Annotated in this window: 21 protein-coding genes; 5 read left to right on the plus strand and 16 right to left on the minus strand. The window is 70.7% G+C overall.

Annotated features, from left to right (window positions below; translation table 11 throughout):
- Positions 1-7: 7 nt before the first annotated feature.
- Positions 8-562 carry a LuxR C-terminal-related transcriptional regulator gene (locus tag ACG00X_RS17635; RefSeq protein WP_394489864.1) on the minus strand — a complete coding sequence of 185 codons (555 nt, stop codon included), beginning with the start codon at positions 560-562 and terminating at the stop codon, positions 8-10.
- Between the two features lie 161 nt (positions 563-723).
- Here ACG00X_RS17635 and ACG00X_RS17640 point away from each other — a divergent pair, with 161 nt between their 5' ends.
- The 4 genes from ACG00X_RS17640 to ACG00X_RS17655 all read left to right on the plus strand — a co-directional run bounded on the left by ACG00X_RS17640 (position 724) and on the right by ACG00X_RS17655 (position 5,342).
- Positions 724-1,431: a CoA transferase subunit A gene (locus tag ACG00X_RS17640; protein WP_394489866.1), complete on the plus strand. Its 708-nt coding sequence runs from the start codon at positions 724-726 to the stop codon at positions 1,429-1,431.
- Positions 1,432-1,515: 84 nt separating this feature from the next.
- Positions 1,516-2,154, plus strand: coding sequence for a 3-oxoacid CoA-transferase subunit B (locus tag ACG00X_RS17645; RefSeq protein ID WP_394489868.1), 639 nt, complete (start codon positions 1,516-1,518; stop codon positions 2,152-2,154).
- A 157-nt stretch (positions 2,155-2,311) separates the two neighbouring features.
- Positions 2,312-4,093: a gamma-glutamyltransferase family protein gene (locus ACG00X_RS17650; RefSeq protein ID WP_394489870.1), complete on the plus strand. Its 1,782-nt coding sequence runs from the start codon at positions 2,312-2,314 to the stop codon at positions 4,091-4,093.
- A 43-nt stretch (positions 4,094-4,136) separates the two neighbouring features.
- A complete protein-coding gene (locus ACG00X_RS17655) occupies positions 4,137-5,342 on the plus strand; it encodes a PIN domain-containing protein (protein WP_394489872.1) in 1,206 nt (401 codons plus the stop codon).
- Between the two features lie 38 nt (positions 5,343-5,380).
- On the opposite strand, the gene ACG00X_RS17660 is transcribed toward ACG00X_RS17655, so the two are convergent.
- Entirely contained in the window at positions 5,381-5,875 is a 495-nt protein-coding gene (locus ACG00X_RS17660; protein ID WP_394489874.1) for a disulfide bond formation protein B, read from the minus strand.
- The gene (locus tag ACG00X_RS17665; protein WP_394489876.1) at positions 5,875-6,342 is read right to left on the minus strand and encodes a RidA family protein; all 468 of its coding nucleotides are present in this window, start codon (positions 6,340-6,342) and stop codon (positions 5,875-5,877) included. The genes ACG00X_RS17660 and ACG00X_RS17665 overlap by 1 nt, the downstream gene beginning before the upstream one ends.
- 80 nt (positions 6,343-6,422) lie before the next feature.
- Here ACG00X_RS17665 and ACG00X_RS17670 point away from each other — a divergent pair, with 80 nt between their 5' ends.
- Positions 6,423-8,834 carry a DNA internalization-related competence protein ComEC/Rec2 gene (locus ACG00X_RS17670; protein ID WP_394489878.1) on the plus strand — a complete coding sequence of 804 codons (2,412 nt, stop codon included), beginning with the start codon at positions 6,423-6,425 and terminating at the stop codon, positions 8,832-8,834.
- A 1-nt stretch (position 8,835) separates the two neighbouring features.
- On the opposite strand, the gene ACG00X_RS17675 is transcribed toward ACG00X_RS17670, so the two are convergent.
- The 13 genes from ACG00X_RS17675 to ACG00X_RS17735 all read right to left on the minus strand — a co-directional run bounded on the left by ACG00X_RS17675 (position 8,836) and on the right by ACG00X_RS17735 (position 24,868).
- Positions 8,836-11,307, minus strand: a complete 2,472-nt coding sequence (locus ACG00X_RS17675; RefSeq protein ID WP_394489880.1) for a S9 family peptidase — start codon at positions 11,305-11,307, stop codon at positions 8,836-8,838.
- A 117-nt stretch (positions 11,308-11,424) separates the two neighbouring features.
- Positions 11,425-12,510, minus strand: coding sequence for a lytic murein transglycosylase B (mltB, locus tag ACG00X_RS17680; RefSeq protein WP_419964736.1), 1,086 nt, complete (start codon positions 12,508-12,510; stop codon positions 11,425-11,427).
- On the minus strand, positions 12,507-14,543 hold the full coding sequence (locus ACG00X_RS17685; protein WP_394489884.1) for a transglutaminase TgpA family protein: 2,037 nt from the start codon (positions 14,541-14,543) through the stop codon (positions 12,507-12,509). Before ACG00X_RS17685 ends, mltB begins: the two co-directional genes overlap by 4 nt.
- Positions 14,544-14,583: 40 nt before the next feature.
- On the minus strand, positions 14,584-15,567 hold the full coding sequence (locus ACG00X_RS17690; RefSeq protein ID WP_394489886.1) for a DUF58 domain-containing protein: 984 nt from the start codon (positions 15,565-15,567) through the stop codon (positions 14,584-14,586).
- A gap of 46 nt (positions 15,568-15,613) precedes the next feature.
- Positions 15,614-16,519, minus strand: coding sequence for a ParB N-terminal domain-containing protein (locus tag ACG00X_RS17695; RefSeq protein WP_394489888.1), 906 nt, complete (start codon positions 16,517-16,519; stop codon positions 15,614-15,616).
- A 122-nt stretch (positions 16,520-16,641) separates the two neighbouring features.
- Positions 16,642-17,385 (minus strand): L-fucose dehydrogenase, encoded by a 744-nt coding sequence (locus ACG00X_RS17700; RefSeq protein ID WP_394489890.1) that lies wholly within the window; start codon positions 17,383-17,385, stop codon positions 16,642-16,644.
- Between the two features lies 1 nt (position 17,386).
- Positions 17,387-18,664: an L-fuconate dehydratase gene (locus tag ACG00X_RS17705; protein WP_394489892.1), complete on the minus strand. Its 1,278-nt coding sequence runs from the start codon at positions 18,662-18,664 to the stop codon at positions 17,387-17,389.
- Positions 18,665-18,671: 7 nt separating this feature from the next.
- Entirely contained in the window at positions 18,672-19,526 is an 855-nt protein-coding gene (locus ACG00X_RS17710; protein WP_394489894.1) for an ureidoglycolate lyase, read from the minus strand.
- 14 nt (positions 19,527-19,540) lie between these two features.
- Positions 19,541-20,473 (minus strand): ABC transporter substrate-binding protein, encoded by a 933-nt coding sequence (locus tag ACG00X_RS17715; protein WP_394489896.1) that lies wholly within the window; start codon positions 20,471-20,473, stop codon positions 19,541-19,543.
- A 117-nt stretch (positions 20,474-20,590) separates the two neighbouring features.
- Positions 20,591-21,577: an ABC transporter permease gene (locus ACG00X_RS17720; RefSeq protein ID WP_394489898.1), complete on the minus strand. Its 987-nt coding sequence runs from the start codon at positions 21,575-21,577 to the stop codon at positions 20,591-20,593.
- The gene (locus ACG00X_RS17725; protein WP_394489900.1) at positions 21,574-23,145 is read right to left on the minus strand and encodes a sugar ABC transporter ATP-binding protein; all 1,572 of its coding nucleotides are present in this window, start codon (positions 23,143-23,145) and stop codon (positions 21,574-21,576) included. The genes ACG00X_RS17720 and ACG00X_RS17725 overlap by 4 nt, the downstream gene beginning before the upstream one ends.
- Positions 23,142-23,996 (minus strand): amidohydrolase family protein, encoded by an 855-nt coding sequence (locus ACG00X_RS17730; protein WP_394489902.1) that lies wholly within the window; start codon positions 23,994-23,996, stop codon positions 23,142-23,144. The genes ACG00X_RS17725 and ACG00X_RS17730 overlap by 4 nt, the downstream gene beginning before the upstream one ends.
- An 83-nt stretch (positions 23,997-24,079) precedes the next feature.
- Positions 24,080-24,868 carry an SDR family oxidoreductase gene (locus ACG00X_RS17735; RefSeq protein WP_394489904.1) on the minus strand — a complete coding sequence of 263 codons (789 nt, stop codon included), beginning with the start codon at positions 24,866-24,868 and terminating at the stop codon, positions 24,080-24,082.
- Between the last annotated feature and the right edge of the window lie 100 nt (positions 24,869-24,968).

A 24,968-nucleotide genomic window follows, 5' to 3' on the forward strand; every position in this document is an offset into this window, starting at 1 on the left:
GCCTGCTTCAGGCAGACAGCAGCCGGTTGATCAGTTCCGGCGTGCTGGCGGCCTGATACTTTTTCATCAGCCGTGCGCGGTAGACGTCCACCGTGCGCGGGCTCACGCCCAGCCGCCGGCCGATGAGCTTGCTGGTCTGGCCCTCGACGAGCAGGGCCGCAATTTCTCGCTCGCGTGGCGTGAGGTCGGCGCTGATCTGGCGGCGGGCCGACAAGTCCTCGAAGCTCCAGATGCCGCGTGCGTGCGGGTCGGCGGGGTCCAGGGCGCGGCCGGTCACATGGCACCAGAACGGTTCGCCGTTGGACAGCCGCCGCATGACACGGTCATCGGCGTAATGGCCGTGTGCATCCAGGCTGGCGACGATGCGCACGCCCGTGCGCTCGAATTCGGCGGCACTCGGGTACAGCACGGCGAAGCTCTGCCCGACGAGCTGCTCGCGCGTGGCGCCGAAGATCTGCAGCACATGGGCGTTGCAGTCGATGATCTGCCGCTGGGCGGACAGCACGAGCCCCACGGGGGCCAGATGGAAGGCGCTTTGGTAGTCGATGGTGGCGTGGTTCACGCGGGGAGCGGGGCAGGGGAGTCCGGGCGATGCTACCCGGGGCGACGATGCCGGCTCTGCGACGCCTGACAGCCGGCGCTTGGCGGCATTAGTCAAATTTGCGTAATCGACGTGACAGAAGCCAGGCGATACGCTTCGGCCCTTGTCCAGCAGGAGCAAGCATGAACAAGGTCTACCCGAGTGCCGAAGAGGCGCTGCGCGGCGTGGTGGCAGACGGGCAGTTGCTGGCCGTCGGCGGCTTCGGGCTGTGCGGTATCCCCGAGGCGCTGATCGCAGCGCTGCGCGACAGCGGCGTGAAGAACCTGACGGTCATCTCCAACAACGCGGGTGTCGACGGCTTCGGCCTGGGCCAACTGCTGGAGACGCGCCAGATCAGCAAGATGATCTCCAGCTACGTCGGCGAGAACAAGGAGTTCGAGCGTCAGTACCTGGCGGGCGAGCTGGCGCTGGAGTTCACGCCGCAAGGCACATTGGCCGAGAAGCTGCGCGCCGGCGGCGCCGGCATCCCGGCCTTCTTCACCAAGACCGGTGTGGGCACCGTGGTGGCCGACGGCAAGGAACTGCGCGAGTTCGACGGCGAGACCTATGTCATGGAGCGCGCGCTGGTGCCGGACGTGGCGCTGGTCAAAGCCTTCAAGGCCGACCGCAGCGGCAACCTCGTTTTTCGACGTACGGCCCGCAATTTCAACCCCGCCGCCGCGATGGCGGGCAAGCTCACCATCGTCGAGGTCGAGCAACTCGTGGAGACCGGCAGCATCGACCCGGACGACGTCCATCTGCCGGGCATCTACGTCAACCGCATCGTCGTCAACGCGACGTCCGAGAAGCGCATCGAGAAGCGCACGCTGCGCGAGAAGGTGGCGGCCTGACATGACCCCGTTCTGCAAAATCCGTTCACTGCCCTCGGCGGGCAACCCGGCCTCGCCCGAGGCCGTTCAGCAGGAGGCTTGACCATGCCCTGGACGCAAGATCAGATGGCTGCGCGCGCAGCCCGGGAGCTGGAAGACGGCTTCTACGTCAACCTCGGCATCGGCATCCCGACGCTGGTGGCCAACCACGTGCCGCAGGACATCGAGGTGTGGCTGCAGAGCGAGAACGGCATGTTGGGCATCGGCCCGTTCCCGACCGAGGACGAGGTCGACGCCGACCTCATCAACGCAGGCAAGCAGACCGTCACGACGCTGCCGGGCTCCAGCATCTTCGGCAGCCACGACAGCTTCGCGATGATCCGGGCCGGCAAGATCAACCTGAGCATCCTCGGCGCCATGCAGGTCAGCGCGGCCGGCGACCTGGCGAACTGGATGATTCCGGGCAAGATGGTCAAGGGCATGGGCGGCGCCATGGACCTGGTGGCCGGGGTCAAGCGTGTCATCGTGCTGATGGAGCACGTGGCGCGCAAGAAGGACGGCAGCGAAGACTTCAAGATCATCCCGAACTGCACGTTGCCACTGACGGGGCTCGGCGTCGTGGACCGCATCATCACGGACCTCGGCGTGTTCGACGTCGTGCCCGGCGGCATTCGCCTCGTGGAGCTGGCCGATGGTGTCACCCGTGAGTTCGCGCAGAGCAAGACAGGCGTGCCGTTGCTCTGACGAGGCTGGAAATATTGTTTCCGCCGGTAAGGTTGTTGGCGCGTGTAACGCCGAAAGTCGGCGCCATGCGCGCTGGCGTGGCGCCTATGACCCGCGGCGCGGAGCGGGATCCAGGCAACTTCTGACCCTGGGTGATCAGGCTGCCTAAGATGCGGTGATGACCCTGACACCCTCTTTGCGCCCCCTCCTGATTGCCAGTGCGCTGCTGGCTTGTGCCGCCACGCAGGCGCAGCCGCTTGTGCAGCCCGAGGCGGCCACCACGCGCACCGCCAAGGGCAACGGCCTCACGGTCCCCGCGCGGCGTTTTGCCGTCACGGCGGCCAATCCTCTGGCCGCCCAGGCGGGTTTGGAGATCCTCGGCGCAGGTGGCTCGGCGCTGGACGCCACCATCGCCGTGCAGGCGGTGCTGGGTCTGGTCGAGCCGCAGTCCAGCGGCATCGCCGGCGGGGCGTTTCTGATGCATTGGGACGGGCACCAGGTGCAGGCCTGGGACGGCCGCGAGACGGCGCCGTCGGCCGCCACGCCGGCCATGTTCCTGAAGCCCGACGGCCAGCCGCTGGCCATGCGCGACGCCATCATGAGTGGCCTGTCCACCGGCGCGCCCGGCGTGCTGGCCATGCTGGCCGAGGCGCACAAGGTGCACGGCAAGCTGCCATGGGCGCGGCTGTTCGAGCCGGCCATCCGCCTGGCGGAGCAGGGCTTCACGATCAGCCCGCGGTTGTTCGAACTGCTCAGCGGCGAGGCGGCCTTGCGCGGGGACCCGCAGGCCCGCGGCTATTTCTTCGACGCAGCCGGCAACGCCAGGCCGGTGGGCAGCGTGCTGCAGAACCCCGCTTACGCGGCGGTGCTGCGCGGCATCGCGAAACAGGGCGTGCGCGCCTTCTACGAAGGGCCGGTCGCCGAAGACATCGTGCGCCGCGTCAAGAGCCATGCGCGGCCGGGCCTGCTGACCACGGCGGACCTCGCGGCCTATCGGCCTGTCGTGCGCCCGCCGCTGTGCAACGAGTGGCACAGTTTCCGCGTCTGCGGCTTCGGCCCGCCGACGTCGGGCCATCTGACGCTGATGCAGATCCTCGGCCTGCTAGACACCCAGCCCGACGCGGTCAAGGCCCGGGGCCTGTCGGCCGACTGGATGCATGCCTATGCGGAGTCGGCCAAGCTGGCCTTCGCCGACCGCGCGCAGTTCATTGGCGACCCGGCCTTCGTCACGGCGCCCGGCGGCGACTGGCTCAACCTGCTTGCGCCGGCTTACCTGAAACAGCGCGCTGCACTGATCGGGCCGCGGGCCATGCCCCCGGCCACCGCGGGCGATCCCGGCGCAGTCAAGCAGGCCCTGGCGCCGCAGGCCGAGCAGCTGGAATCGGGCACCAGCCAGGTCAGCGTGGTCGACGCCCAAGGCCATGCCGTGTCCATGACCACCAGCGTGGAGTCGGCCTTCGGCAATCGCGTCATGAGCGATGGCGGCACCGGGCTGGCGGGCGGCTTCATGTTGAACAACCAGCTGACCGATTTCTCGCTGAACCCGGTCGGGCCCGATGGCAAGCCGGTGGCCAACCGTGTCGAGGCCGGCAAGCGGCCGCGCTCCAGCATGGCGCCCACGCTGGTGTTCGACCGCCGGGGCCTGCTCATCATGGTGGCCGGCTCGCCGGGCGGGCCGGTCATCATCCATTACGTGGCCAAGGTGATGACTGGCGCGCTGGCCTGGGGGCTGCCAGCACAGAAGGCGGTGGACCTGCCCAACTTCGGCCACTTCAACGGTGGCTCGCTGATCGTCGAGCGGGGTGCGCTGACGGCGGCACAGTTGGCAGACCTGCGCGCGCGCGGCCATGCGGTCGTCGAGTCTGATCTGACCAGCGGCCTGCAGGTGCTGATGCGCGTGAAGACCGGCTGGGTCGGCGGCGCCGACCCGAGGCGGGAGGGCGTGGTGCTGGGAGAGTGAATCCTGCCCTTCTCATTGCCTGATCCGCTTGGCGAGCGCGGGCATGATCTTCACGAAAGAGGATCAGGGAGATGTCCGGATGAAACTGGCCGAGTTGCAGGCGGAGTTGCGTCACTTCGCAGAGGAGCGGGAATGGGGATCGCTGTTGACGCCCAAGAACATGTCTACGGCCCTTATGGTTGCTGCGGCGGATATGGCGAGGGTCTATCAGTGGATGACGCCTGCTGCGTCCGGCCTCGCCCACCAGCGCCCGGCGACCCGACAGCGCATCGCCGAGGCCGTTGCGGACATGCTGCTCTACTTGTCGCACATCGCTGATCAAAGTGGGATCGACATGCAGGAGGCGGTGCGAGCCAAGCTCTCGGCCCACGCTTTGAAGTACCCGGTAAAGCAGCGCGTCGCGCGAGGTGCGGTAGCCAGAGCCATGATGCCGGGCAGGCATGTCTTGCTGGACTACGAGAACGTGCAGCCGAGTGCAGACGAACTGCGGGCGATCGTGCCAGGGGCGAGCCAGGTGTGGGTTTTCCACGGCCCCCATCAGAAGCAGATCGAGCAGCGGTTCGAATCGCTGGGGGACGACTTCACGCTGGTGCCGATCAGCAAGACAGGCAAGAACGCGCTCGACTTCCACCTGTCGTTCTACATGGGCTACATCGCCTCTCGCAGTCCAGAAGCGGAGTTTGTCGTCGTGTCGAACGACAAAGGCTATGAGCCCGTCCTGGAGCACGCCAAGACCTTGGGATTCGCGGTTCGCCAGCAGGGGCATGCGCAGCCAGTTGCCCTCAAGAAGACAAAGACCGTCTCCCCGGTGAAGGCGGTGGCAGCGAAGAAGGCGCCTGTGAAGAAGCCGGTCCCGGCAAAGAAGATCGCCGCGAAGCAGTTGGCGCCTGTGAAGAAGGTTGCAGTCAAGAAAACTGCTGCCGCACCTGTGGCGAAGAAGAAGGTGGCTGCGAAGAAGGTGGCGACCAAATCTCCGGGGAAGACCGCTGCTCCGCTGCCGACCGCGCGTGGCACTGCCTTGCCCTCAGCCCCTCGGGCGCGTGCTGGCCTGCTGCAGAAGGTCACGGACAACCTTCGGAAGATGGGCAGCAAGCGGCCGGTCAAGTCCGCCTCGTTGCGGCGAACTCTGAAGTCGTTTCTAGGTGCGGATGCGGCGGATCAATCGATCGAGACACTGTTTGGACTATTGGTCGCTGCGGGGACAGTGTCTGAAACGAAGCAGGAAATCTCCTACCCGGGCCTCCAGTAGTTCGCGCCCCACGAATCAGGCTCCCAATGGGGAGCGCTTCAGCGCTTCGTCGTCAGTACCACAAGCCCCAGCGCGCCCAGGCCGGCGAACAGCAGCCCGCTCCAGACTTCGTACGGCAGGCCCAGCAGCCGGTAGGCGGCGGCCTCGGCGCAGTTGGCGGTGATCATGAAGACCGACGGCCACAGCTCCTCGAGCCCGAGGGCGGTGACGATCTTGTCGGCCAGGCTGAGCGCGCAGCTGGCGCTCTGCGCCGCGACCTCGTGCTGGAACACCGCGGCCGTCAGTCCGGCCGCGCACATGACCAGCATCAGCACCACCACGGCCTGGCGCAGCGCGCGTCGGCTCTGGCCGAGCCAGCCGATCAAGGCCAGCGCGCCGACCACCAAAAAGATGGCGCGCTGCAGCACGCACCAGGGGCAGGGCTTGATGCCGAATTGATGCTGGGCGATGAGCGCCGCGCCGACAGCGCCGAAACTCGCCAGCGCGGTGACCGCCAGCGCGCGGGCGGGCAGCTTGGAAGGTTGGAGGAACATCAGTCGCGCACTTCCGCGATCAGCTCGATCTCGACGCACGCACCCATCGGGATCTGCGCCACGCCGAAGGCACTGCGCGCATGCTTGCCGGCATCGCCCAGCACGGCGGCCAGCAGTTCGGAGCAGCCATTGGTCACGAGGTGCTGTTCCGTGAAATCGGGGGTGCTGTTGACCAGGCTCATGACCTTGACGATGCGCACGACCTTGCCCAGGTCGCCGGTGGCGGCCTGCAGCGTGCCGAGCAGGTCGATGGCGATGGCGCGCGCGGCGGCCTGGCCGGTAGCGGTGTCGGTGTCCTTGCCGAGCTGGCCCACCCAGGGCTTGCCGTCCTTTTTGGCGATGTGGCCGGAGATGAAGACCAGGTTGCCTGTGCGCACGAAGGGCAGGTAGGCGGCGGCCGGCACGGCGAGGGGGGGCAGCGTGATGCCCAGTTCGGCCAGCTTGGCCTGAATGGCGGAGGAGCTCATGCGGGGAAGCGCGGTGGCGCGAGGAAAAAACGGCGGCATGCTACACCCCGACCTCCACCGCATGGGGGTGAGGAAGGGCATTGGCGCAGGAGCGATGGGGTGTCCGCGAGCTGCTGGCGGCCGGTCTGGCCTGGCTGGCGGGCCTGGCCGTGCTCCATCGCTGCGAGCGGCTGCCCAGCCGCGGGGAGTTCATCGCGCTGGTGCTGGCCGGCGTGCTGCTGGTGGCACTGCGGCGGCGCCACTGGCTGGCCCTGGCCAGTGCGGTGGCCGTGCTGGCCTTCTTGCAGGGGGCTTGGCGGGCCGAGCTGCGCCTCGTGCCGGAATTGCACCCCGCCTGGGAGGGGCGTGACCTGCAGCTCACCGGCCGCGTCGATTCGCTGCCGGTGGCTGTCACCGGCCAAGGGGGTGTGCCGGGCTGGCGCTTCGAGTTCGCCGTGGAGTCGCTCGGGCCGACCGGCACCGCGCTGCCGCCAGCCGTGCCGCCGCGCCTCATGTTGCTGGCTTATGGCGACGCCCAGGCGTCGGATGCGCCGGCCATCACCGCGGGCGAGCGCTGGCGTTTCACGGCACGGCTCAAGCGTGCGCACGGGCTGGCCAACCCAGGCGGCTTCGACGCCGAGCTGTGGCTGTTCGAGCAGGGCTTGCGCGCCACCGGCGTCGTGCGTGCGGCGCAGCGGCTGCAGGCGGCGCCGTGGTGGGAGATCGACGCCTTGCGGCAGCGGCTGCGGTCGGCCATCCGCCAGCGCGTGGCCGACCCCGAGCTCGCCGGCGTGCTGGCGGCGCTGAGCCTGGGCGACCAGAACGCGATCGCCCACGCCGACTGGGCCCTGCTGCGCGACACCGGCGTGGCGCATGCGTTCAGCATCAGCGGCCTGCATGTGACGATGTTCGCGTGGCTGGCCGCAGCGCTGGCCGGCGCCGCCTGGCGGCGCAGCGCCTGGCTGTGCCTGCGCGTGCCGGCGCCCGCTGCGGCCCGCTGGGTGGGTGTGTTGGGGGCCGTCGGCTACGCGCTGTTTTCGGGCTGGGGCGTGCCGGCGCAGCGCACGGTCGTCATGCTGGCGGCCGTCGCCGCGCTGCGCACGCCGGGCCTGCGCTGGCCGTGGCCGCTGGTGCTGCTCGCTGCGGCCGTTGTCGTCACGGCGGTCGACCCCTGGGCGCTCATGCAGCCGGGCTTCTGGTTGTCGTTCGGCGCCGTGGCGCTGCTGATGGCGGCCGGGGCCGAGCCGGCCGAGGGCTGGCGCGTCCGGCTGAAGGCGGCCGTGCGTACCCAGGCCATCGCCACCGTCGGCCTGGCGCCGCTGAGCCTCGTCTGCTTCGCGCAGCTGTCGGTGGTGGGGCTGCTGGCCAACCTGGTGGCCATTCCGGTCATCAGCTTCGTGCTGACACCGCTGGCGCTGCTCGGCGGCGTGGCGCCGCCGCTGTGGACGCTGGCGGCCTGGGTGACGCAGGCCTTGATGGGCTGGCTGCGGCTGCTGACGGCGCTGCCAGGGGCCGTCTGGTGGGTGCCAGCGGCGCCGCTCTGGGCGCAATCGCTGGCACTGCTGGGCGCGGGCTTGATGGTGATGCGGCTGCCGTGGCGGCTGCGCCTCGCCGGCCTGGCGCTGGTGGTGCCGTTGCTGTGGCCCGCCGTGCCTGTTCCGCCCGCTGGCGAGTTCGAGCTGCTGGCGCCCGACATCGGCCAGGGCAATGCGGCGCTGGTGCGCACGCAGCGCCATGCATTGTTGTTCGACACCGGGCCCGCCTATGCGCCGGGCCAGGATGCCGGCGAGCGCGTGCTGTTGCCACTGCTGCGCTCGCTGGGTGTCGCGCGGCTGGACATGCTGCTGCTCAGCCACCGCGACATCGACCATGTCGGCGGCGCCGCGGCCCTCCTGCAGGCCTTGCCGGTGACCGAACTGCGCAGTTCCCTGGAGCCTGGCCATGGCCTGACACGGCTGGCGCCGAGCGCGCCGCGTTGCGAGGCCGGCCAGGCTTGGCTGTGGGATGGCGTGCGCTTCGAGGTGCTGCATCCGCTGCCGGCGCACTACGACGCCGGCCTGCGGCCCAACGACCTGTCCTGCGTGCTGCGCATCACCTCACAGGCCGGCCGGCGCGTGCTGTTGCTGGGCGACCTGGAGGCGGCGCAGGAGCGTGCGCTTGTGCAGCGCGAGGCTGACCTGCATGCCGAGGTGCTGCTGGTGCCGCACCACGGCAGCAAGACGTCGTCCAGCGCCGAGCTGCTGGCGGCCGTGCGGCCGGACGTGGGGCTGGTGCAGGCCGGCTATCGCAGCCGCTTCGGCCACCCGGCGCCGCCGGTGCTGGCGCGCTACCAGGCGGCGGGCATTGCGGTCGTGGCCAGCCCGTCGTGCGGTGCGTGGCGCTGGCGCAGCGACGCGCCGCCGGGCGACGCCAGCTGCGAGCGCACGCGGCACCGCCGCTACTGGAGCGACCGCGTCGCGCCGCCCATCGAGGCGCCCGAGCCGACGGGTCCGGACGACCTCGACGGCTTCTGACTCAGCGCGGCTTGGCGTTCTTCACGTAACGGTCGAACCAGGTGAGCATCTCGTAGACCTCCTGCTCGTTCGATTCCATCGCCGTGTACCAGTGCGGCTCGTGCGGCAGCATCACCAAACGCGTCGTGGCACCCATGCCGCGCAAGGCCTGGTAGAGCTTGGGCGCCTGCACAGGCTCGGTGCCGGGGTTGGCATCGTCCATGCCGTGCATGATCAGCAGCGGCGTCTTGATCTTGTCGGCATGGAAGAAGGCCGATGCCTGCTCGTAGACCGGCGTGGCGGCCCACAGCGAGCGGCGCTCGTTCTGGAAGCCGAACGGCGTCAGCGTCTTGTTGTAGCTGCCGCTGGTGGCCACGCCGGCGCGGAACAGGTCGGTGTGTGCCAGCAGGTTGGCCGTCATCAGCGCGCCGTGGCTGTGGCCGGTCGCGCCGATGCGGTCGCGGTCCACCACGCCCAGCTCCACGGCCTTGTCCACCGCGGCCTGCGCGTCGGCGACGAGCTGGTCGAGGTAGGTGTCGTAGGCCGACTTGGGATCGCCGACGATGGGGAAAGACGCGCGATCGATGATGGCGTAGCCCGCCAGCAGCAGCAGCCGGTAGCCGCGCAGGAAGTCGAAGGTCTGCTGGGAGCCGCTGACCTGGCCGGCCTGCGACGGGTCCGCATAGTCCAGCGGGTAGGCGTACAGCACGGCGGGCAGCCGCGTGCCTTCCACATAGCCGGGCGGCGTGTAGAGCGTGAACGACAGGTCCACACCGTCCTTGCGCTTGTAGGTGATCAGGCGCTTCTTGGCGCCACGCACCTGGGGCATGGGGTCGGCGATATGGGTCACGGCGGCGGTCGACAGCGCGTAGCGTGCCTCGCCGTCGGCGGCACCGGCCACCGGCGCGCCGAGCTTGGCCATCAGCACATTGGGCGGTTCCACGGCCGACTGGCGCGACACCAGGAAGCGGCTGCCGCCGTCCAGCACGGCCGTGACGCGCTCCAGCGCCTCGGTGCCGCTGCGGAACAACCGCTCGCTGCTGCCGGTGGCGGGGTCATAGCGGTCCAGGAACGGGCGGTCGCCCTGCGGCGACGCACCATTGCCGCGCAGATAGACCTTGCCGCCATCCTCCTGCACCACCGACGCGCCATTGGCCAGGCGTTGCATGACGAGCGCGCCGGGGTTCTTGTACTTCTCGTCGGCCGAGTAGTCCCACACGACCTGCGGCGCGCTGCCCGGGGCCGACACGTCCACACGCGTCACGCGGACCCAGCGGCGGTTGGCGTCGAACTCGTACACGAAGGGGCGGTCGCCCTTCTCCATCCAGGCCATGCCGCTGAAGCGTTGCGGCGTGCGCAGCACTTCGGCAGGCGCTGCGGTGAACGGCGCGCTCTGCATCATGACCTTGTCGCGCTGTGGCACGCTGGCTTTCCAGTCGCCGCCGTCCAGCGCCTCGGCCCACAGCAGCGTGGCCGGCGCATTGGCGCGCCAGCCGAAGCCGCGCGGCCCCGTGGGCACGCCGTGCACGGGCACGCGGTCGGCAATCGGCGCGCTGCTGATCAGCTTGCTGCTGCCGTTGGCGGCGTCCAGCACCAGCGTGTCGGTCGCAAAGCGTTGCCAGGTGGTGGCGTAGGAGTAGGGGCGCTTGAGCGCCTCGACCAGCACGTGGCGGCCATCCGGCGCCACATCCACGTTGGCGACGACGGCCGGCTTGCCCAGCGGCGTGACCTTGCCGCTGGCCACGTCCACGCGGGCGAGCTGCGCCGTCGCGTAATGGTCGAACAGCGCCTCGTCTTCGGGGCCGGTCAGCGTGTCGCGGGCTTCGTAGGTGCTGCTTTCGCCCTTGCCGCCCAGCGACTCGCGGATCTCCGGTGCGATGGGGGCTGCCGCGCGCGACGGTGCGGCACCGCGGCCGGCGGGCTGCTGCTTGACGATCAGCGTCGCGCCGCCGTCCAGCCAGTGCAGGGTGTCTTCCAGCACGGTGATGAGGCGCACGCCGGGGATCTGGCGCACGCGGGCGGTGGCCACGTCGCCCACCCACAGCTGGGTGTGGTCGGCCACCGTGTTGGTGAACGCGAAACGCCGGCCGTCGGGCGACCAGACCGGCACGCTGGGGCAGGCCCCGGCCGGCAGCGCGATCTTGCGTTCCTGGCTGGTGGCGATGTCGACCAGCGCGAAGCCGTCCAGGCAGGCGCGGATGCCATAGCCGTTGGATGCGTCGTGGCGGGCACCGGTGCGCGGCTCGATGCGCACGCCGGCCAGCTTCAGATAGGGCTCGGCCACGCGCTTGATCGACGGGTACTGCGCCTGCTGCACCATCAGCAGCGTGTGCTGCGTCGGGTCGGCAACGGCCACGGGCGGCAGCGGCGTGTGCATGATGCCCAGCAGCGGCTCGGGCGGCTTGTCATAGCCGCTGGTGGCGGCGTGCGCGGGCAGGGCGGCCAGCGCTGCCATGGCGATGGCCAGCGGCAGCAGGCGATGGCGGATCGTCATCGATGGATCTCCACGGTTGAGTCGGCGCGGTTTGTAGCAGACGCCGGGGCCGTGTGACCAAGGGCATGGGGGGCGCCAGTCCGTGGCGACGCCGACATCGGCGCGGCCGGGGCGGGCTTATCGTGACTGCAGCCGCCGCGCCTTCACCGCCTGGCCCAGCTCGATGACGGCCAGCGCGTAATAGGCCGACCAGTTGTAGCGCGTGACGACCCAGAAGTTCTGCGTGCCCAGCAGCACCGTGGGCGGCTGCTTTGGGCCGTTCTGCAGCTCGATGACGGCCATCGGGCCGGCATGGTCGCGGGCGGCCTCGGAGGGCAGGGCGCCGGCTTCGATCAGGTCGGCGGCCGTGAACATGGGCTTGATGTCGGGCGCCAGCAGGCGGCGGCGCGTGATGGGGTCGGCCGGGATGCGAACGCTGTAGTGCGTGGCCTCGCCGGGCTTCCAGCCGTATTCGGACAGGTAGTGCGCAATGCTGCCGATGGCGTCCACCGGGCTGGCGATCAGGTCCACGCGGCCATCGCCGTCGAAGTCCACCGCATGCTGGCGCCAGCTGCCGGGCATGAACTGCGGCCAGCCTAGAGCGCCGGCGTAGCTGCCACGCACATCGGCAGGGTCCAGGCCGTTCTCGCGGCACAGCTTGAGGAACTCGGCCAGCTCGCGGCGGAAGAAGGCCTGGCGCTCGGCGGCGCGTGGGTGTTCGTCGGGGAAGTCGAAGGCCAGTGTGGCCAGCGCATCCAGCACCTTGAAGCCGCCGGTGATGCGGCCGTAGAAGGTTTCCACGCCGAGGATGCCGACGATGACCTCGGCCGGCACGCCGTACTGGCTCTCTGCGCGCGTGAGCGCCGCTTCGTGGGCGCTCCAGAACTCGACACCCGCGTCCAGCCGCTTGGGCTCGATGAAGCGGTCGCGGTAGGCCGTCCAGTTCTTGGCCGTTCCGGTGGCCGCAGGCAGGATGAGCTGCTTCACGCGCGGCAGGTCCAGGGCCTGGCTCAGCTGCTCGCGCAGCGCGGCGGCGTCCCAGTTCTGCGCGGCGGCCAGCTCGTCGGCGAAGGCCACCAGCGCCGGGCGCAGGCCCAGCGGCTGGATGGCGGGCGGCGGCGGCGCCTTGGTGTGGCGGGGTTTGGCGGCGTGGGCCGGGGCGGCGAAGCCCAGGCTCAGGGCGAAGGCGCAAGCCAGGACGGAGAGGGATCGCAAGGGTTTCACGGGGTCAGCATACGGGTCGCGGCGCGGAAATCGGCCCAGGCCGGCGCGGTCGCCTCCGGGGCATAGCGGGCGCGCTCCAGGCTTTCCAGCCACTGCGCGGCCGGCTCGGCGGGTTGGCCGTGCCGCTCGCGCAGCGCGCGCGCCCAGGCGGCCGGGCTCTCGTGGGGCGACACCGTGACGCCCGCGCGTGCCAGGCGCGCGGTGATGCGCGCCCGCAGCCGGCTCCACGCATCGTGCGGGCGGCTGCTCCAGCGTATCCACGCGGCGGCGGCCAGCGCCAGCGCGAGGATGACGGCGGCGATGGCCTGGCCCAGTGACGTCCAGTCCGGGCGCTCGAACCCCATCGTCTTGAGCAGGTCGAACTGGTTCTGGCGCGAGTAGTTCAGCACCAGTTGCTGCCAGCGGTTGTTGACGGTCTCCCAGCCGTTGCGCATGGCGCGCCACAGCGTGGGGTTGAGCTGGCCCAACACGTTGTACGTGCCGGGCTGCGGCTGCAGCGCGAGGCCCTGGATGACCCGCGTGGGCGCGACGGCGGCCGTCGGGTCACTGCGCACCCAGCCTTGGCCGTCCACCCAGTACTCGGCCCAGGCGTGGGCGTTGGCGTTACGCACGACGAAGAAGCCATCCTGCGGCTCGGCGTCCCAGCCCTGGAAGCCGGTGACGATGCGGGCCGGCACGCCCATGGCCCGCATCAGCACGACGAAGGCGGAGGCGAAGTGCTCGCAGAAGCCCAGGCGGCGGTCCAGCCAGAACTCGTCGATGACGTGCGGCGTGGTCTCGCCGTAGCGGCCCGGGGACAGCGTGTAGGTGTAGTCGTTGTTGCGCACATGGTTCAGCAGCGCGGCGGCCAGGGCCTGGGCGCGGGCCCCGGCGTCCAGCTCGGCGAAGCGGGGCTCACGGGCCAGGGCTTGCGCCCAGGCGACGGCGCGCGGGTTGCCGCCCGGGGGCAGCTCGAGGTTGGTGGCCTTCTGCAGCCGGTTCATGTGCGGGCTGGCGCGCCAGCTGGCGTGGGCCGTGGCCTGCAGCCGCAGCCGTTCGGTGATGGGGCGGGGCGACAGCCACTGCAGCTCCGGGCCACGGGTGAGCGTGAGGTCCGGTAGCGGTAGCGCGGTACCGGGGGCGCCGGGGCTCATCTCCAGCAGCGGCAGCACCGCAATCCGCAGCGGCTCCAGCGTCAGCTGGTAGTGGAAGGCGGGGCCCGGCGTCTCGAGCTCGTCGCGGCCGCGCAGCCAGCTCTGGCTGGCCCGCGGGTCCGGGGCGCGCCAGGTCTTGCCGTCGAACCGGGTCAGCACGGGGCCGCGGAAGTAGCGCTGGTCCGGCGGTGGCGCGGCGCCATCGAACTTCAGCCGCATCGCGATGCTGTCGTCGTTGGCGATCTCGTTCATCGCGCCGAACTCCAGCTGGTTGGACAGCCCGGTCTTGCCGATCGCCTCGGTGGGCACGCCCCACAGCGGCGCGATGCGCGGGAACAGCACGAACAGCAGGATCATGACCGGCAGCCCCAGCGCCGTGGTGCCGGCGGCGCGGCGTGCGGCGATGCCGATGCTCGGTACGCCCTGGAGCTCGGTGGACGGCATCTGCGCCAGCACGACGGCCGCCAGCAGCCCCCACAGCGACACGAGGGCACCTATGGCGGTCAGCAGGGACTGTGAGTACAGGAACTGCGTCAGCACCAGGAAGAAGCCGAGGAAGAACACGACGAAGGCATCGCGGCGCGCGCGCAGTTCCAGCGTCTTCAGCGCCATCAGCACCGTCAGCAGCGTGATGCCGGCCTCGCGCCCGATCAGCGTGCGAAAGGTCAGCCAGGTCAGCGTGGCGTAGAGGGCGACGATGGCGACCAGCCACCAGCGGCTGGGCAGCGGCCGCTGGCGCCAGGCGATCTGGGCCCGCCACAAAAGCATCAGCCCGGTGAGTGCGGAGGCCCAGACCGGCAGGTGGCCGGCGTGCGGGGCCATGACGGCCGTGATGACGGCCAGCAGGAAGAAGCTGTCGCGCGTGTCGCGGGGCAGGCGCGACCACCAGGTCTTGATCATCGGGAGACCTCGGCGACGGCGGCGTTCGGCAGGCGCGCGGTCATGCGGCAAACCCCGCCAGCAGTTCCAGGCAGGCCTGCCGGTGGGTGGCGCCCAGCGACGGCGGCAGTTCGCGCCCGGCCAGCCGCAGGCCATAGGGCTGCCCCTGGCGCTCGGCGGCGAGCACCCAGGCCGTCAGGCGCGACAGGCGCGCTTCGGTGTCGCGGCCTTGCGTGTCGCGCCAGTCCAGCCAGAGGTCGCGAGCCAGCGGCGCCTCGGTCTCGCGCACCCACAGCGGCAGGCCCTGGTCCAGCGCCAGCGCGGACTTGCGCCACAGGATCTGCTTCAGGGAGTCGCCCCGGCGGTAGCTGCGCACGCCGGAGAAGTCGGTGCCGCTGGCCGATTGTTGCGTGGACGCCGCCTCGCCGCTGCCGGCATCGGCCTGCGTGGGGAAGGGCGCCAGCACCTCCTCGGCGCGCGGGTAGACCCACACCTGGCTGGCCGGGCGCCAGTAGCTCCAGGCGCGGAAGAAGCCGAGCGGAAAACGCGTGGAGATCACCAGGCGCGGCAGGTCGCGCAGGCCGCGCTGCAGCGCCGGCAGGCGCAGGCGCAGCACGGCGTGCCCGAGCGCCGGCACATCCACCCAGGCGGGCTCGGTGGCGCCGCCGTCGAGCAGGGCGCTGATGGCGATGCCGAAGCGCGCGCTGCCCGGGTTGTGCAGGCGCAGCTCCAGCGTGAACTCCTCGCCGGCATGCACGCCGTCGGGGGCTTTCAGGTCCAGCTGCAGGCCGCGCAGGTTGGCGTGCGTGGTGTGCATGGACGCCAGGCCCGCGCCGGTCAGCGCGAAGGTCAGGCCGTAGCCCAGGCTCAGCTGCTCGTTGATGCTGGCCAGCAGCAGCACGCCCAGCGTGCCGCAAAAGGCCAGGCCGGCCAGCGTCGGCACGATGTAGACGTTGCGTTGGGTGGTGCGGTGGGTGTCGGCGACGGGCTGCCTGGCTTGCCACCAGGCTTGCCAGCGGCTGCGGAGTGCTGCGGTCGGGGCCATGGGGCGGAGGATACGTGCTGTGCCGGGCCGCGCCGGGCGTGGGGGCTCAGAACGGCGGGCTGGTGTCGGCCCCCATCGCGCCCGACGCGTCGCCGGCCGCCGCCTGCAGCGCGGCCAACTGCAGGCGCAGCGCTGCGTTCTCGGCTTCGAGGGCGGCCACGCGCTGGCGCAGCGTCTCGAGCGTGTCTGGCGCTGCGGCTTCGGGCGCTGCGGCCGGTGGGGCGGGCGTGTGGTCGGTCTCGCCTGCCGGCGTGGCCGGTGGCGTGCGGCGCCGGGCTTCGCGCACGCGCTTGGCGGCCTGCTTCAACTCGTCGGCACCCGCGGCGGCGGCGGCGGCCTGTTCCTCGGCGGGCAAGGTGGCCACGGCGGCGGCGGCGTTGATGGAGATCGCCCCGGCCTTCACGGCCGCCACCAGCTCCGGCGCGCCCTGCTTCTGGATCTTCTCGATCAACACCACCTGGCTGCTGCTCAGCCGCGCGGCCTTGGCGAGTGCTTCGCGTGTCTGCAAGGCGTCATCGGCGGGCGCCGGTGCAGGGGCGGGTGACGTGACCGTGGTGGCCTCGGCGGTCGCCATGGGCTCGGTCACCTCGGGCGCCTCGGCGGCGGCGGGTGGGGCGCTGCGCGCGCGGCGCTCGGCCACGATCTCGCGCTTGCGCAGTGCCAGCACGCCGCGCTGGAAGTCCGACAGGCTGCGCCGGCCCAGGTGCTGGTTGATCATCCACAGATGCACGTCTTCCATGGACTGGAAGCGTGGGTTCTGCACCGTCTGGAAGGGCAGGCCATGCTTGGTGCAGATGCCGTAGCGGTTGTGGCCGTCCACCAGCACGTTGCCCCACAACACCAGCGCATCGCGGCAGCCCTCGGTGAGGATGCTGCGTTCCAGCGCGTCATGCTCATCCGGCGTCAATGGTTCGATGTAGGCCTTGAGTTCTTCGTTGACGACGATGTCCATGGAAACCGGGTGCGGGCGGGCGAAAGGGGCGGCATTCTACGGACCGGCTTGAAACCTTCACTGCCGGTGCGGCGGCGCAGATGCAGGCTCATCCTGGATGGCTCGGGCCTGCGCGCGGCAGGTCACAGCGCCCGGTCCAGGTGCGTATAGCCGCCGTCCACGAAAACCCACTGCCCGGTCGTGTGCGAAGCCCGCGCCGACAGCAGGAAGGCCACCGTGTCGCCGATCTCGTGCGCGGTGGTCAGGCGCTGCCCGAGCGGGATGCGGCGGGCGATCTCGGCCAGCCGGGCGTCGGGGTCGGCAAAACCGCCCAGCCATTGCGCGTACAGCGGCGTCATGACTTCCGCCGGCACGACGGCATTGACGCGGATGCCGTCGGCGCTCAGGGCGGCGGCCCATTCGCGTGTCAGCGACAGCAGCGCACCCTTGGCGGCCGTGTAGCCGCTGGTGCCGCCCTGGCCGGTCACGGCCGTCTTGGACGAGATGTTGACGATGCTGCCCTGCGTGGCCTTCAAGGCCGGCACGCACAGATGTGCCAGCAGATAGGCGTGCACGAGGTTGCGTTCCAGCGAGGCGCGGAAGGCGTCCGGGCCGGCATCGAGCCCCACGCCGTCGTTGACGCCGGCGTTGTTGACCAGGCCGTGCAGCGCACCGAACTCGGCAAGCACGGCGTCGACGGCTGTGCGCACAGCGGCTTCGTCCTCCAGTTCCAGTTCGACATGGCGTGCCGCATGCTCGGCCGTTGCACCGCGGCCGAGGCTGACGGGCAGGGCACCTTCCCGCTTCAGCGCTGCGCAGATGGCCGCGCCGATGCCGGCACCGCCGCCGGTGACGAGGATGACCTTGCCTTGCAGCCCGAGGTCCATGTCAGCCTCGAAACCGGTACTGCGCCAGCGACGCGGCCTTCATCTCGATGGAGAAGCCGGGCAGCGTCGGCGGCATGTAGGCCGCGCCCTTCACCACGCAAGGGTCGACGAAGTGCTCGTGCAGATGGTCCACATACTCCACGACGCGGCCTTCGCGCGTGCCGGCGATGCAGAGGTAGTCGATCATGGCCAGGTGCTGCACGTATTCGCACAGGCCCACGCCGCCGGCGTGCGGGCACACGGGCAGGCCCAGCTTGGCGGCCATCAGCAGCACGGCCAGGATCTCGTTGACGCCGCCCAGCCGGCAGCTGTCGATCTGCACCACGTCGATGGCGCCGCGCATCATGAACTGCTTGAACAGGATGCGGTTCTGGCACATCTCGCCGGTGGCCACCTGCATGGGCGCGATGGCCTGCCGGATGGCGCGGTGGCCTTCGACGTCGTCGGGGCTGGTGGGCTCCTCGATGAACCAGGGCTTGGCGAAGGCCAGCTCCTGCAGCCAGGCGATGGCGACGGGCACGTCCCAGACCTGGTTGGCGTCGATCATCAGGTGCCGGTCCGGCCCCAGCACCTCGCGGGCGATGCGCAGCCGGCGGATGTCGTCGGCACGGTCACGGCCGACCTTGAGCTTGACGTGGTTGAAGCCGGCGTCCACGGCCTGCTGGCACAGGCGCCGCAGCTTGTCGTCGGGGTAGCCCAGCCAGCCGGCCGACGTGGTGTAGCAGGGGTAGCCCTCGCGCTGCAGCGTGGCCAGTCGCTGGGCCTTGCCCTCGGCGGCGCGGGTCAGCAGCGCCAGCGCTTCATCGGGTGTGATGCAGTCGGTGATGTAGCGGAAGTCGATGCAGCGCACCAGCTCCGCGGGGCTCATGTCGGCGACCAGCCGCCACACCGGCTTGCCCTCGGCCTTGGCCCACAGGTCCCACACCGCGTTGACGACGGCGCCGGTGGCGAGGTGGATGGCGCCCTTGTCGGGGCCTATCCAGCGCAGCTGGCTGTCGGACGTGACATGGCGCCAGAAGCGGCCCATGTCGGCGGCGACCCAGCTCAGCTCCAGCCCGACGACGAGGTGACGCATGGCCTCGATGGCGGCGCAGCAGATGTCGTTGCCGCGGCCGATGGTGAAGGTCAGGCCGTGGCCGGCCAGCCCGGGTTGGTCGGTCTCCAGGATGACGTAGGCCGCCGAGTAATCGGGGTCGGGGTTCATCGCGTCCGAGCCGTCGAGCAGCCGGGACGTCGGGAAGCGCACGTCCACCGTGCGCAGGCGGGTGATGCGGGGCATGGCGAGGTCAGGCGGCCACGGTCTTCTGCGTCTGCACGCCCAGGCCGTCGATGCCGAGCGTCATCGTCTGGCCGGGCTTCAGGTAGACCGGCGGCTTCTGGCCCAGGCCCACGCCCGGCGGCGTGCCGGTGGAGATGATGTCGCCAGGCTGCAGGCTCATGAAGCGGCTCAGGTAGCTGACGATCTGCGCGACGCCGAACACCATGGTGCGTGTGTTGCCCCTCTGGTAGCGGTGGCCGTCAACCTCTAGCCACAGGTCCAGCCGCTGCGGGTCGGGCACTTCGTCTGCAGTCACCAGCCAGGGGCCGATGGGGCCGAAGGTGTCGCAGCCCTTGCCCTTGTCCCACTGCGTGCCACGCTCCAGCTGCCATTCGCGCTCGGACACGTCGTTGACGACGCAGTAGCCGGCCACGTGCTTGAGCGCGTCGGCTTCTTCGATGTAGGCGCCGCCCTGGCCGATGACGACGCCCAGTTCCACCTCCCAGTCGGTCTTGACCGAGCCGCGCGGGATCTTCACGTCGTCGTCGGGGCCGTTGATCGCGCTGGTCCACTTGGCGAACACGACGGGCTCGCTCGGCACCGGCAGGCCGGACTCGGCGGCATGGTCCGCGTAGTTCAGGCCGATGCAGATGAACTTGCCGACGTGGCCGACGCAGGGGCCCAATCGCAGGCCTTGCTGCGGCGTGCCGGGCACGAGGGGCAGCGAGGCGATGTCGAGCCCGCGCAGGCGCTCCAGGCTGGCCGGCGTCAGCACCTGGCCGGCCACGTCGTCGATGAATTCGGAGAGGTCGCGCACGTGGCCATTGGCATCGAGCAGGCCGGGGCATTCCTGGCCGGGCGGGCCGTAGCGGAGCAGTTTCATGGGATGGGTTCTCGCTAGTCGTAGAGGACGGCCGCGATCTTGGGATCGCGCAGGTTGGTCTTGTCGTACCAGTCGTAGCCGGTATCCAGCGTCTTGGGCAGGGCCTCGCCCTTGAGCGCCTTCACGGCGGCCTCGACGGTGCGGTAGCCGATGCCCACAGGGTTCTGCGCGATCGCGCCGGCCATCGCGCCGCTGGCGACGGCGTCCTTCTGCTGCTTGCCGGCATCGAAGCCGACGACGGTGACGCCCGTTCGCTTCATCTCGCGCACGGCGTTGACGACGCCGATGGCCGAGCCCTCGTTGGTGCCGAACAGCGCCTTCAGTTTCGGGTTGCCCTGCAGGATGGACTTGGCGACTTCGGTGGACTTCAGGTGGTCGCCGCCGCCGTACTGCACGGTCACGACGCGCACCTTGGGGTGGGCCGCCTTGAGTCGGTTCACGAAGCCCTCGACGCGCTCGATGCCCGTGCGGCTGGTCTGGTCGTGGCCCACGACGGCCACGTCCCCTTCGCTGCCGATGAGCGCCGCGAGTTTGTCGGCCGCGAGCGCGGCGGCGGCGCGGTTGTCGGTGGCGGCGGTGGTCAGCGGGATGTCGCTGTCCACGCCCGAGTCGAAGGCGATGACGGGGATGTTGGCGGCCCGGGCCTTGCGCAGCAGCGGGATGGCGGCCTTGCTGTCCAGCGCTGCGAGGCCGATGGCCTGGGGCTTCTTGGCGAGCGCGGCGGCCAGCATGTCGATCTGCTTGTCCACCATCGCCTCGCTCTCGGGGCCTTCGAAGCTGACGCGCACCTTGTGGTCCTTGGCCGCCTGCTCGGCGCCGGCCTTCACCGCCTGCCAGAACTGGTGCTGGAAGCCCTTGGAGATCAGCGGGATGTAGACGGTTGGGGGCTGGGCTTGCGCAGCGCAAGCAAGCAGCGCAGCCAGCAGCAGAAAGCGGCGTTTCACCATGTGTCTCCGTTCATGTTCTACGGTCTTGTCTTCCCCAGCGGCCGCCGTGGAACCGGCTCTGCCGGGCCACCAGCGGCGCCCCCTTGAGGGGGCCGGCGAAGCCGGTAGGGGGCGAGCTCATTCATCGCGGCGCAGGATGTCCACGTAGACCGCGAGGACGATGATCACGCCCGTCACCGCCGTCTGCCATTCCTGGCTCACGTTCAAGATGCGCAGGCCGTTGGCCAGCACGCTCATGATGAAGGCGCCGATCAGCGTGCCCAGCACCGAGCCGCGCCCGCCGGCCAGCGAGGTGCCGCCGATGACTACCGCCGCAATGGCGTCCAGCTCGTAGCCCTGGCCCAGCGCCGGCTGCGCCGAGTTCAGGCGCGACGCCATCAGCAGCCCGGCGATGCCGCAGATGGCGCCGCCCACCGCGTAGACGGCCACCTTGCAACGCCTCACGTGCAGGCCCGACAGCCGGGCCGCTTCCTCGTTGCTGCCGAGCGCGAAGAGGTAGCGGCCGAACACCGTCTGCCCCAGCAGTGCGCTGGCGCCCAGCGCCACGGCGAGCAGCACCAGCACCGCGTTGGGCAGCGGCAGCGCGGGCAGCAGCGCGCCGACGAGGGAGTCCTGCGCGATCGCGTCGAAGCCCGGCGTGTCCAGGAAGTAGATGGGTTTGCTGCCCGAGACGACCAGGGCCAGGCCCTTGAGCAACATCATCATGCCCAGCGTTGCGATGAAGGCCGGGATGCGCAGCTGCGCGACCAGCCAGCCGGACAGGCCGCCGCAGGCCGCGCCGCACGCGACGGCGGCCAGCACGCCCAGCGGCAGCGGCAGCCCCCAGTGCGTCAGCACGACGCCGGCGATGACGGCGCAGAACGTCATCAGGCAGCCCACCGACAGGTCGATGCCGCCGCTGACGATGACCAGCGTGCAGGCGATGGCCAGCACGCCGTTGACCGCCGTCGCCTGCAGGATGCTGACGAGGTTGTCGGTCTGCAGGAAGTTGCTCGACGCCGCGCCGAACACCAGCACCAGCACGACGAGGCTGGCGAAGGCGAGCAGGCGTTGCCAGGCGGCCGGCGAGGCCACGGCGACGAAGGGCAGGGCGCGGCTGCTCATGCGGCCAGGCGAGTGGTGGCCAGCGCCATCAGCGCTTCCTGCGTGGCGTCGGCGGCGGCCAGCTCGCCGCTGATGCGGCCCTCGCACATGACGACGATGCGATGCGCCAGGCCCAGCAGTTCGGGCAACTCCGACGAGATGACGATCAGCGCCTTGCCGCTCGCGGCGAAGGCGCGCAGCAGCTGGTGGATCTCCGCCTTGGCGCCGACGTCGACGCCGCGCGTGGGTTCGTCGACGATGAGGATGTCCGGCTCGCGCAGCAGCCACCGCGCCAGGGCGATCTTCTGCTGGTTGCCGCCGGAGAGCCGGCCCACCACCTGTGCGAGCGAGGGCGTCTTGATGCCCAGGCGCTGCACCAGGCCCTGCGCGGCGGCGCGAGCGGCGCTGCGGTCCACGCGGCCCAGCCGGCCGGCGAAGCGCGCGAGGCTGGGCAGCAGCAGGTTGGTCTCGACATCCAGCCCGGTGGCCAGGCCCAGGCGCTTGCGGTCCTCGGACAGGTAGGCGATGCCGGCGCGCACCGCATCGGCCGGGCAGCGAACCTCGACGCGCCGGCCGTGGACGAGGATCTCGCCACCGTCGCGCGGGTCGGCGCCGAAGATCAGCCGGGCCAGCTCGGTGCGGCCGGCGCCCATGAGGCCGGCCAGGCCCAGGATCTCGCCGCGACGCAGCGTGAACGATGCGTCGCGCACGCTGCGGCCGCGGCTCAGATGCCGGGCGGCCAGCACGACGGGCGCGGCGCTCAGGTCCGGCGTGTCGGGCACGGCCTGGTTCAAGGTGCGGCCCACCATCAGCCGGATGAGCTCGCCCATGTCGGCGCCGGCCATGGCCTGCGTGGCGACGCGCCGGCCGTCGCGCAGCACCGTCACGCGGTCGGCGATGCGCTGCAGCTCGTCCATCTTGTGCGAGATGTAGACGATGCCGACGCCCTCGGCGCGAAGCTGCCGCACGACGCGGAACAGCTCGTCCACCTCGGTCGGGTTCAGCGCGGCGGTGGGCTCGTCCATGATGAGCACGCGCGCGCGCAGCGACAGCGCCTTGGCGATCTCCACCATCTGCTGTTGCGCGATGCTCAGCGAGCCGACGCGCCGGCGCGGGTCGACGTCCAGCGCCAGCCGCGCGAACAGCGCCCGTGTGTCGGCGAGCTGCCGCGCCGGCGCCAGCAGCCAGCCGGCACGCCGCCGTTCGCGGCCGATGAAGACATTGGCGGCGGCGCTCAGGTCGGGCATGAGCTGCAGCTCCTGATGGACCAGCGCGATGCCCAGGTCTTGCGCGTCGCGCGGGCTGGCCGGGCGAATGGGCCGGCCGCCCAGGCGCATCTCGCCGCTGTCGGGCCGGTGCACGCCGGCGAGGATTTTCATCAGCGTGGACTTGCCCGCGCCGTTCTCGCCCATCAGCGCGTGCACCTCACCGGCGCGCAGGTCGAAGTCGACGCCCTGCAGCACGCTCACACCGCCGAAGGCCTTGCCCAGGCCGCGCGCTTCCAGCAGGTGGGCGGCTGCCGCCGGCGCGCCAGGCGCGGCCTCGGTGGCGGGGCGCTGCGCTGCGTCCAGCGGCAGGGCGAGGCTCATGTCGCCAGCCCGTAAAAGCGCGCCGCCGTGCCGCGCCAGACGTCGGCCTGGCCGGCGGCCGGCAGCGTGGCGATGCACTCGCTCGCCAGTTCCATCCACATGTCGTAGTCAGCCGCGAGGTTGAGCACCGGCCAGTCGCTGCCCCACATCAGCCGCTGGGCGCCGAACAGGCTCACCAGCGTCTGCCAGGCGGGTGCCAGCAATTCGGCGGGCTCGGCGTGGTCGTCCAGCTCGGTCAGCAGGCCTGAGAACTTGCAGCAGACCTGTGGCCGCCGTGCCAGTTCCGTCAGCCCCGTTCGCCAGGCCCGGGCCCACGGCGCGCGCCAGCCCTGGCACAGCGCCGGCTTGGCGGCGTGGTCGATGACGATGGGCAGCGCGGGCCAGCGCGCCGCGAACCTTGCGAGTGCTGGCAGGTGCTCGGGCCGCACGAGGGCGTCGAAGCGCAGCCCCAGGTCCAGCAGTGCGGTCACCATGGCCGGTGCCGGGCCGGTGTCGAGCCAGTCGGGGCTGGGCAGGTCCTGCAGCATGGGGCGCACGCCCTTGAACTTCGGGTGCGCGGCCCAGCGCCGCAGCGTGGGCAGGCGGCTGGCGTCGGCCAGGTCGACCCAGCCGACGACGCCGCCCACGCTGGCATCGCCCTCGGCCAGCGCCAGCAGGTGGTCGGTCTCGGCTTCGGTGGCGGCGGCTTGCACCAGCACCGTCTGCGTCACGCCATGCGCGGCGCGCAGCGGCTGCAGGTCGGCGGGCTCGAAATCACGTGCCAGCGGCGCGAGCGCCGGGTCGCCGACGTCCAGCCAGTCGTAGTCGCCACGGCTCAGGCGCCAGAAGTGATGGTGGGCGTCAATGCGCATCAGAAGTGGTGGAGGTGGGGTGCGCGGCCGAGCAGGCCAATGCGGGGGGATGGGCGGGCGTGCGTGCTGCCGTCACGGTGTTTCTAGATGGTCACGCCGCCGTCGACCGACACCGCCTGGCCCGTGATGAACCGGGAGGCGTCGCTGAGCAGGAACACCACCAGCGGCGCGATGTCGGCCACCGTGGCCAGGCGGCCCATGGGCTGGCGGGCGATGAAGTCTTTCTCGGCCTGCGCGGGGTCGGGGGCCGCGGCGATGCGGCCCCGCAGCGACGGCGTGTCCACCGTGCCCGGGCACAGCGCATTGCAGCGCAGGCCTTGTCGCACGTAATCGGCCGCGATCGATTTGGTCAGGCCGATGACGGCCGCCTTCGTCGCGCCGTAGGCAAAACGCAGCGGAAACCCCTTCACCGACGACGCCATGGAGGCCATGTTCAGCACCGAGGCGCCGGCGCCGGTGCGCTGGCTTTCGGCCAGCATGCCCGGCAGGAAGGCGCGCAGCGTGCGCAGCATGCTCTTCACGTTGAGGTCCATGCTGAAGTCCCACGCGGCCTCGTCGCAGTCCAGCACGCTGCCGTGGTGTACGAAGCCGGCGCAGTTGAACAGCCCGTGCAGCGGCGGCAGGGCGGCGGCGAGGGCGTTGATAGCGTCGGTGTCGCGCACGTCCAGCCGCGCCGTGCGCAGGCGGGTGGAGGGGGGCGCTTCGTCCATCAGCGACTCCAGGCCCGAGGTCTGGATGTCGGTGGCGACGACGTCGGCGCCGGCGGCCAGGCAGGCCAGCGCGCTCGCGCGGCCGATGCCCTGCGCCGCTGCCGTGATGAGGACGGTTTTGCCGGCAAGCGATGCCGGTGCAACGGATGTCAGCGTTGTCATTACGGCGAGTCTAGGCAGACCCTGCTAATTGGCCTTACCGTGGAAACCCCATCGGCCATTGTGGGGAGGATTGGTCAGGCCAATGCTGGCAAAATGCCGG

Origin of the sequence: Pelomonas nitida (assembly GCF_043555975.1) — a bacterium.
Taxonomy (GTDB): Bacteria; Pseudomonadota; Gammaproteobacteria; order Burkholderiales; family Burkholderiaceae_C; genus Pelomonas; species Pelomonas nitida.

Bases quoted from the DNA above. Each gene is read 5' to 3' on its own strand.
- ACG00X_RS17735 (WP_394489904.1), bottom strand. From the start codon at position 24,868: ATGACAACGCTGACATCCGTTGCACCGGCATCGCTTGCCGGCAAAACC.
- ACG00X_RS17705 (WP_394489892.1), bottom strand. From the start codon at position 18,664: ATGCCCCGCATCACCCGCCTGCGCACGGTGGACGTGCGCTTCCCGACG.
- ACG00X_RS17715 (WP_394489896.1), bottom strand. From the start codon at position 20,473: ATGGTGAAACGCCGCTTTCTGCTGCTGGCTGCGCTGCTTGCTTGCGCT.
- ACG00X_RS17660 (WP_394489874.1), bottom strand. From the start codon at position 5,875: ATGTTCCTCCAACCTTCCAAGCTGCCCGCCCGCGCGCTGGCGGTCACC.
- ACG00X_RS17675 (WP_394489880.1), bottom strand. From the start codon at position 11,307: ATGACGATCCGCCATCGCCTGCTGCCGCTGGCCATCGCCATGGCAGCG.
- ACG00X_RS17710 (WP_394489894.1), bottom strand. From the start codon at position 19,526: ATGAAACTGCTCCGCTACGGCCCGCCCGGCCAGGAATGCCCCGGCCTG.
- ACG00X_RS17655 (WP_394489872.1), top strand. From the start codon at position 4,137: ATGATCTTCACGAAAGAGGATCAGGGAGATGTCCGGATGAAACTGGCC.
- ACG00X_RS17690 (WP_394489886.1), bottom strand. From the start codon at position 15,567: ATGGCCCCGACCGCAGCACTCCGCAGCCGCTGGCAAGCCTGGTGGCAA.
- ACG00X_RS17720 (WP_394489898.1), bottom strand. From the start codon at position 21,577: ATGAGCAGCCGCGCCCTGCCCTTCGTCGCCGTGGCCTCGCCGGCCGCC.
- ACG00X_RS17730 (WP_394489902.1), bottom strand. From the start codon at position 23,996: ATGCGCATTGACGCCCACCATCACTTCTGGCGCCTGAGCCGTGGCGAC.
- ACG00X_RS17665 (WP_394489876.1), bottom strand. From the start codon at position 6,342: ATGAGCTCCTCCGCCATTCAGGCCAAGCTGGCCGAACTGGGCATCACG.
- ACG00X_RS17685 (WP_394489884.1), bottom strand. From the start codon at position 14,543: ATGATCAAGACCTGGTGGTCGCGCCTGCCCCGCGACACGCGCGACAGC.
- ACG00X_RS17650 (WP_394489870.1), top strand. From the start codon at position 2,312: ATGACCCTGACACCCTCTTTGCGCCCCCTCCTGATTGCCAGTGCGCTG.
- ACG00X_RS17700 (WP_394489890.1), bottom strand. From the start codon at position 17,385: ATGGACCTCGGGCTGCAAGGCAAGGTCATCCTCGTCACCGGCGGCGGT.
- ACG00X_RS17725 (WP_394489900.1), bottom strand. From the start codon at position 23,145: ATGAGCCTCGCCCTGCCGCTGGACGCAGCGCAGCGCCCCGCCACCGAG.
- ACG00X_RS17695 (WP_394489888.1), bottom strand. From the start codon at position 16,519: ATGGACATCGTCGTCAACGAAGAACTCAAGGCCTACATCGAACCATTG.
- ACG00X_RS17640 (WP_394489866.1), top strand. From the start codon at position 724: ATGAACAAGGTCTACCCGAGTGCCGAAGAGGCGCTGCGCGGCGTGGTG.
- ACG00X_RS17645 (WP_394489868.1), top strand. From the start codon at position 1,516: ATGCCCTGGACGCAAGATCAGATGGCTGCGCGCGCAGCCCGGGAGCTG.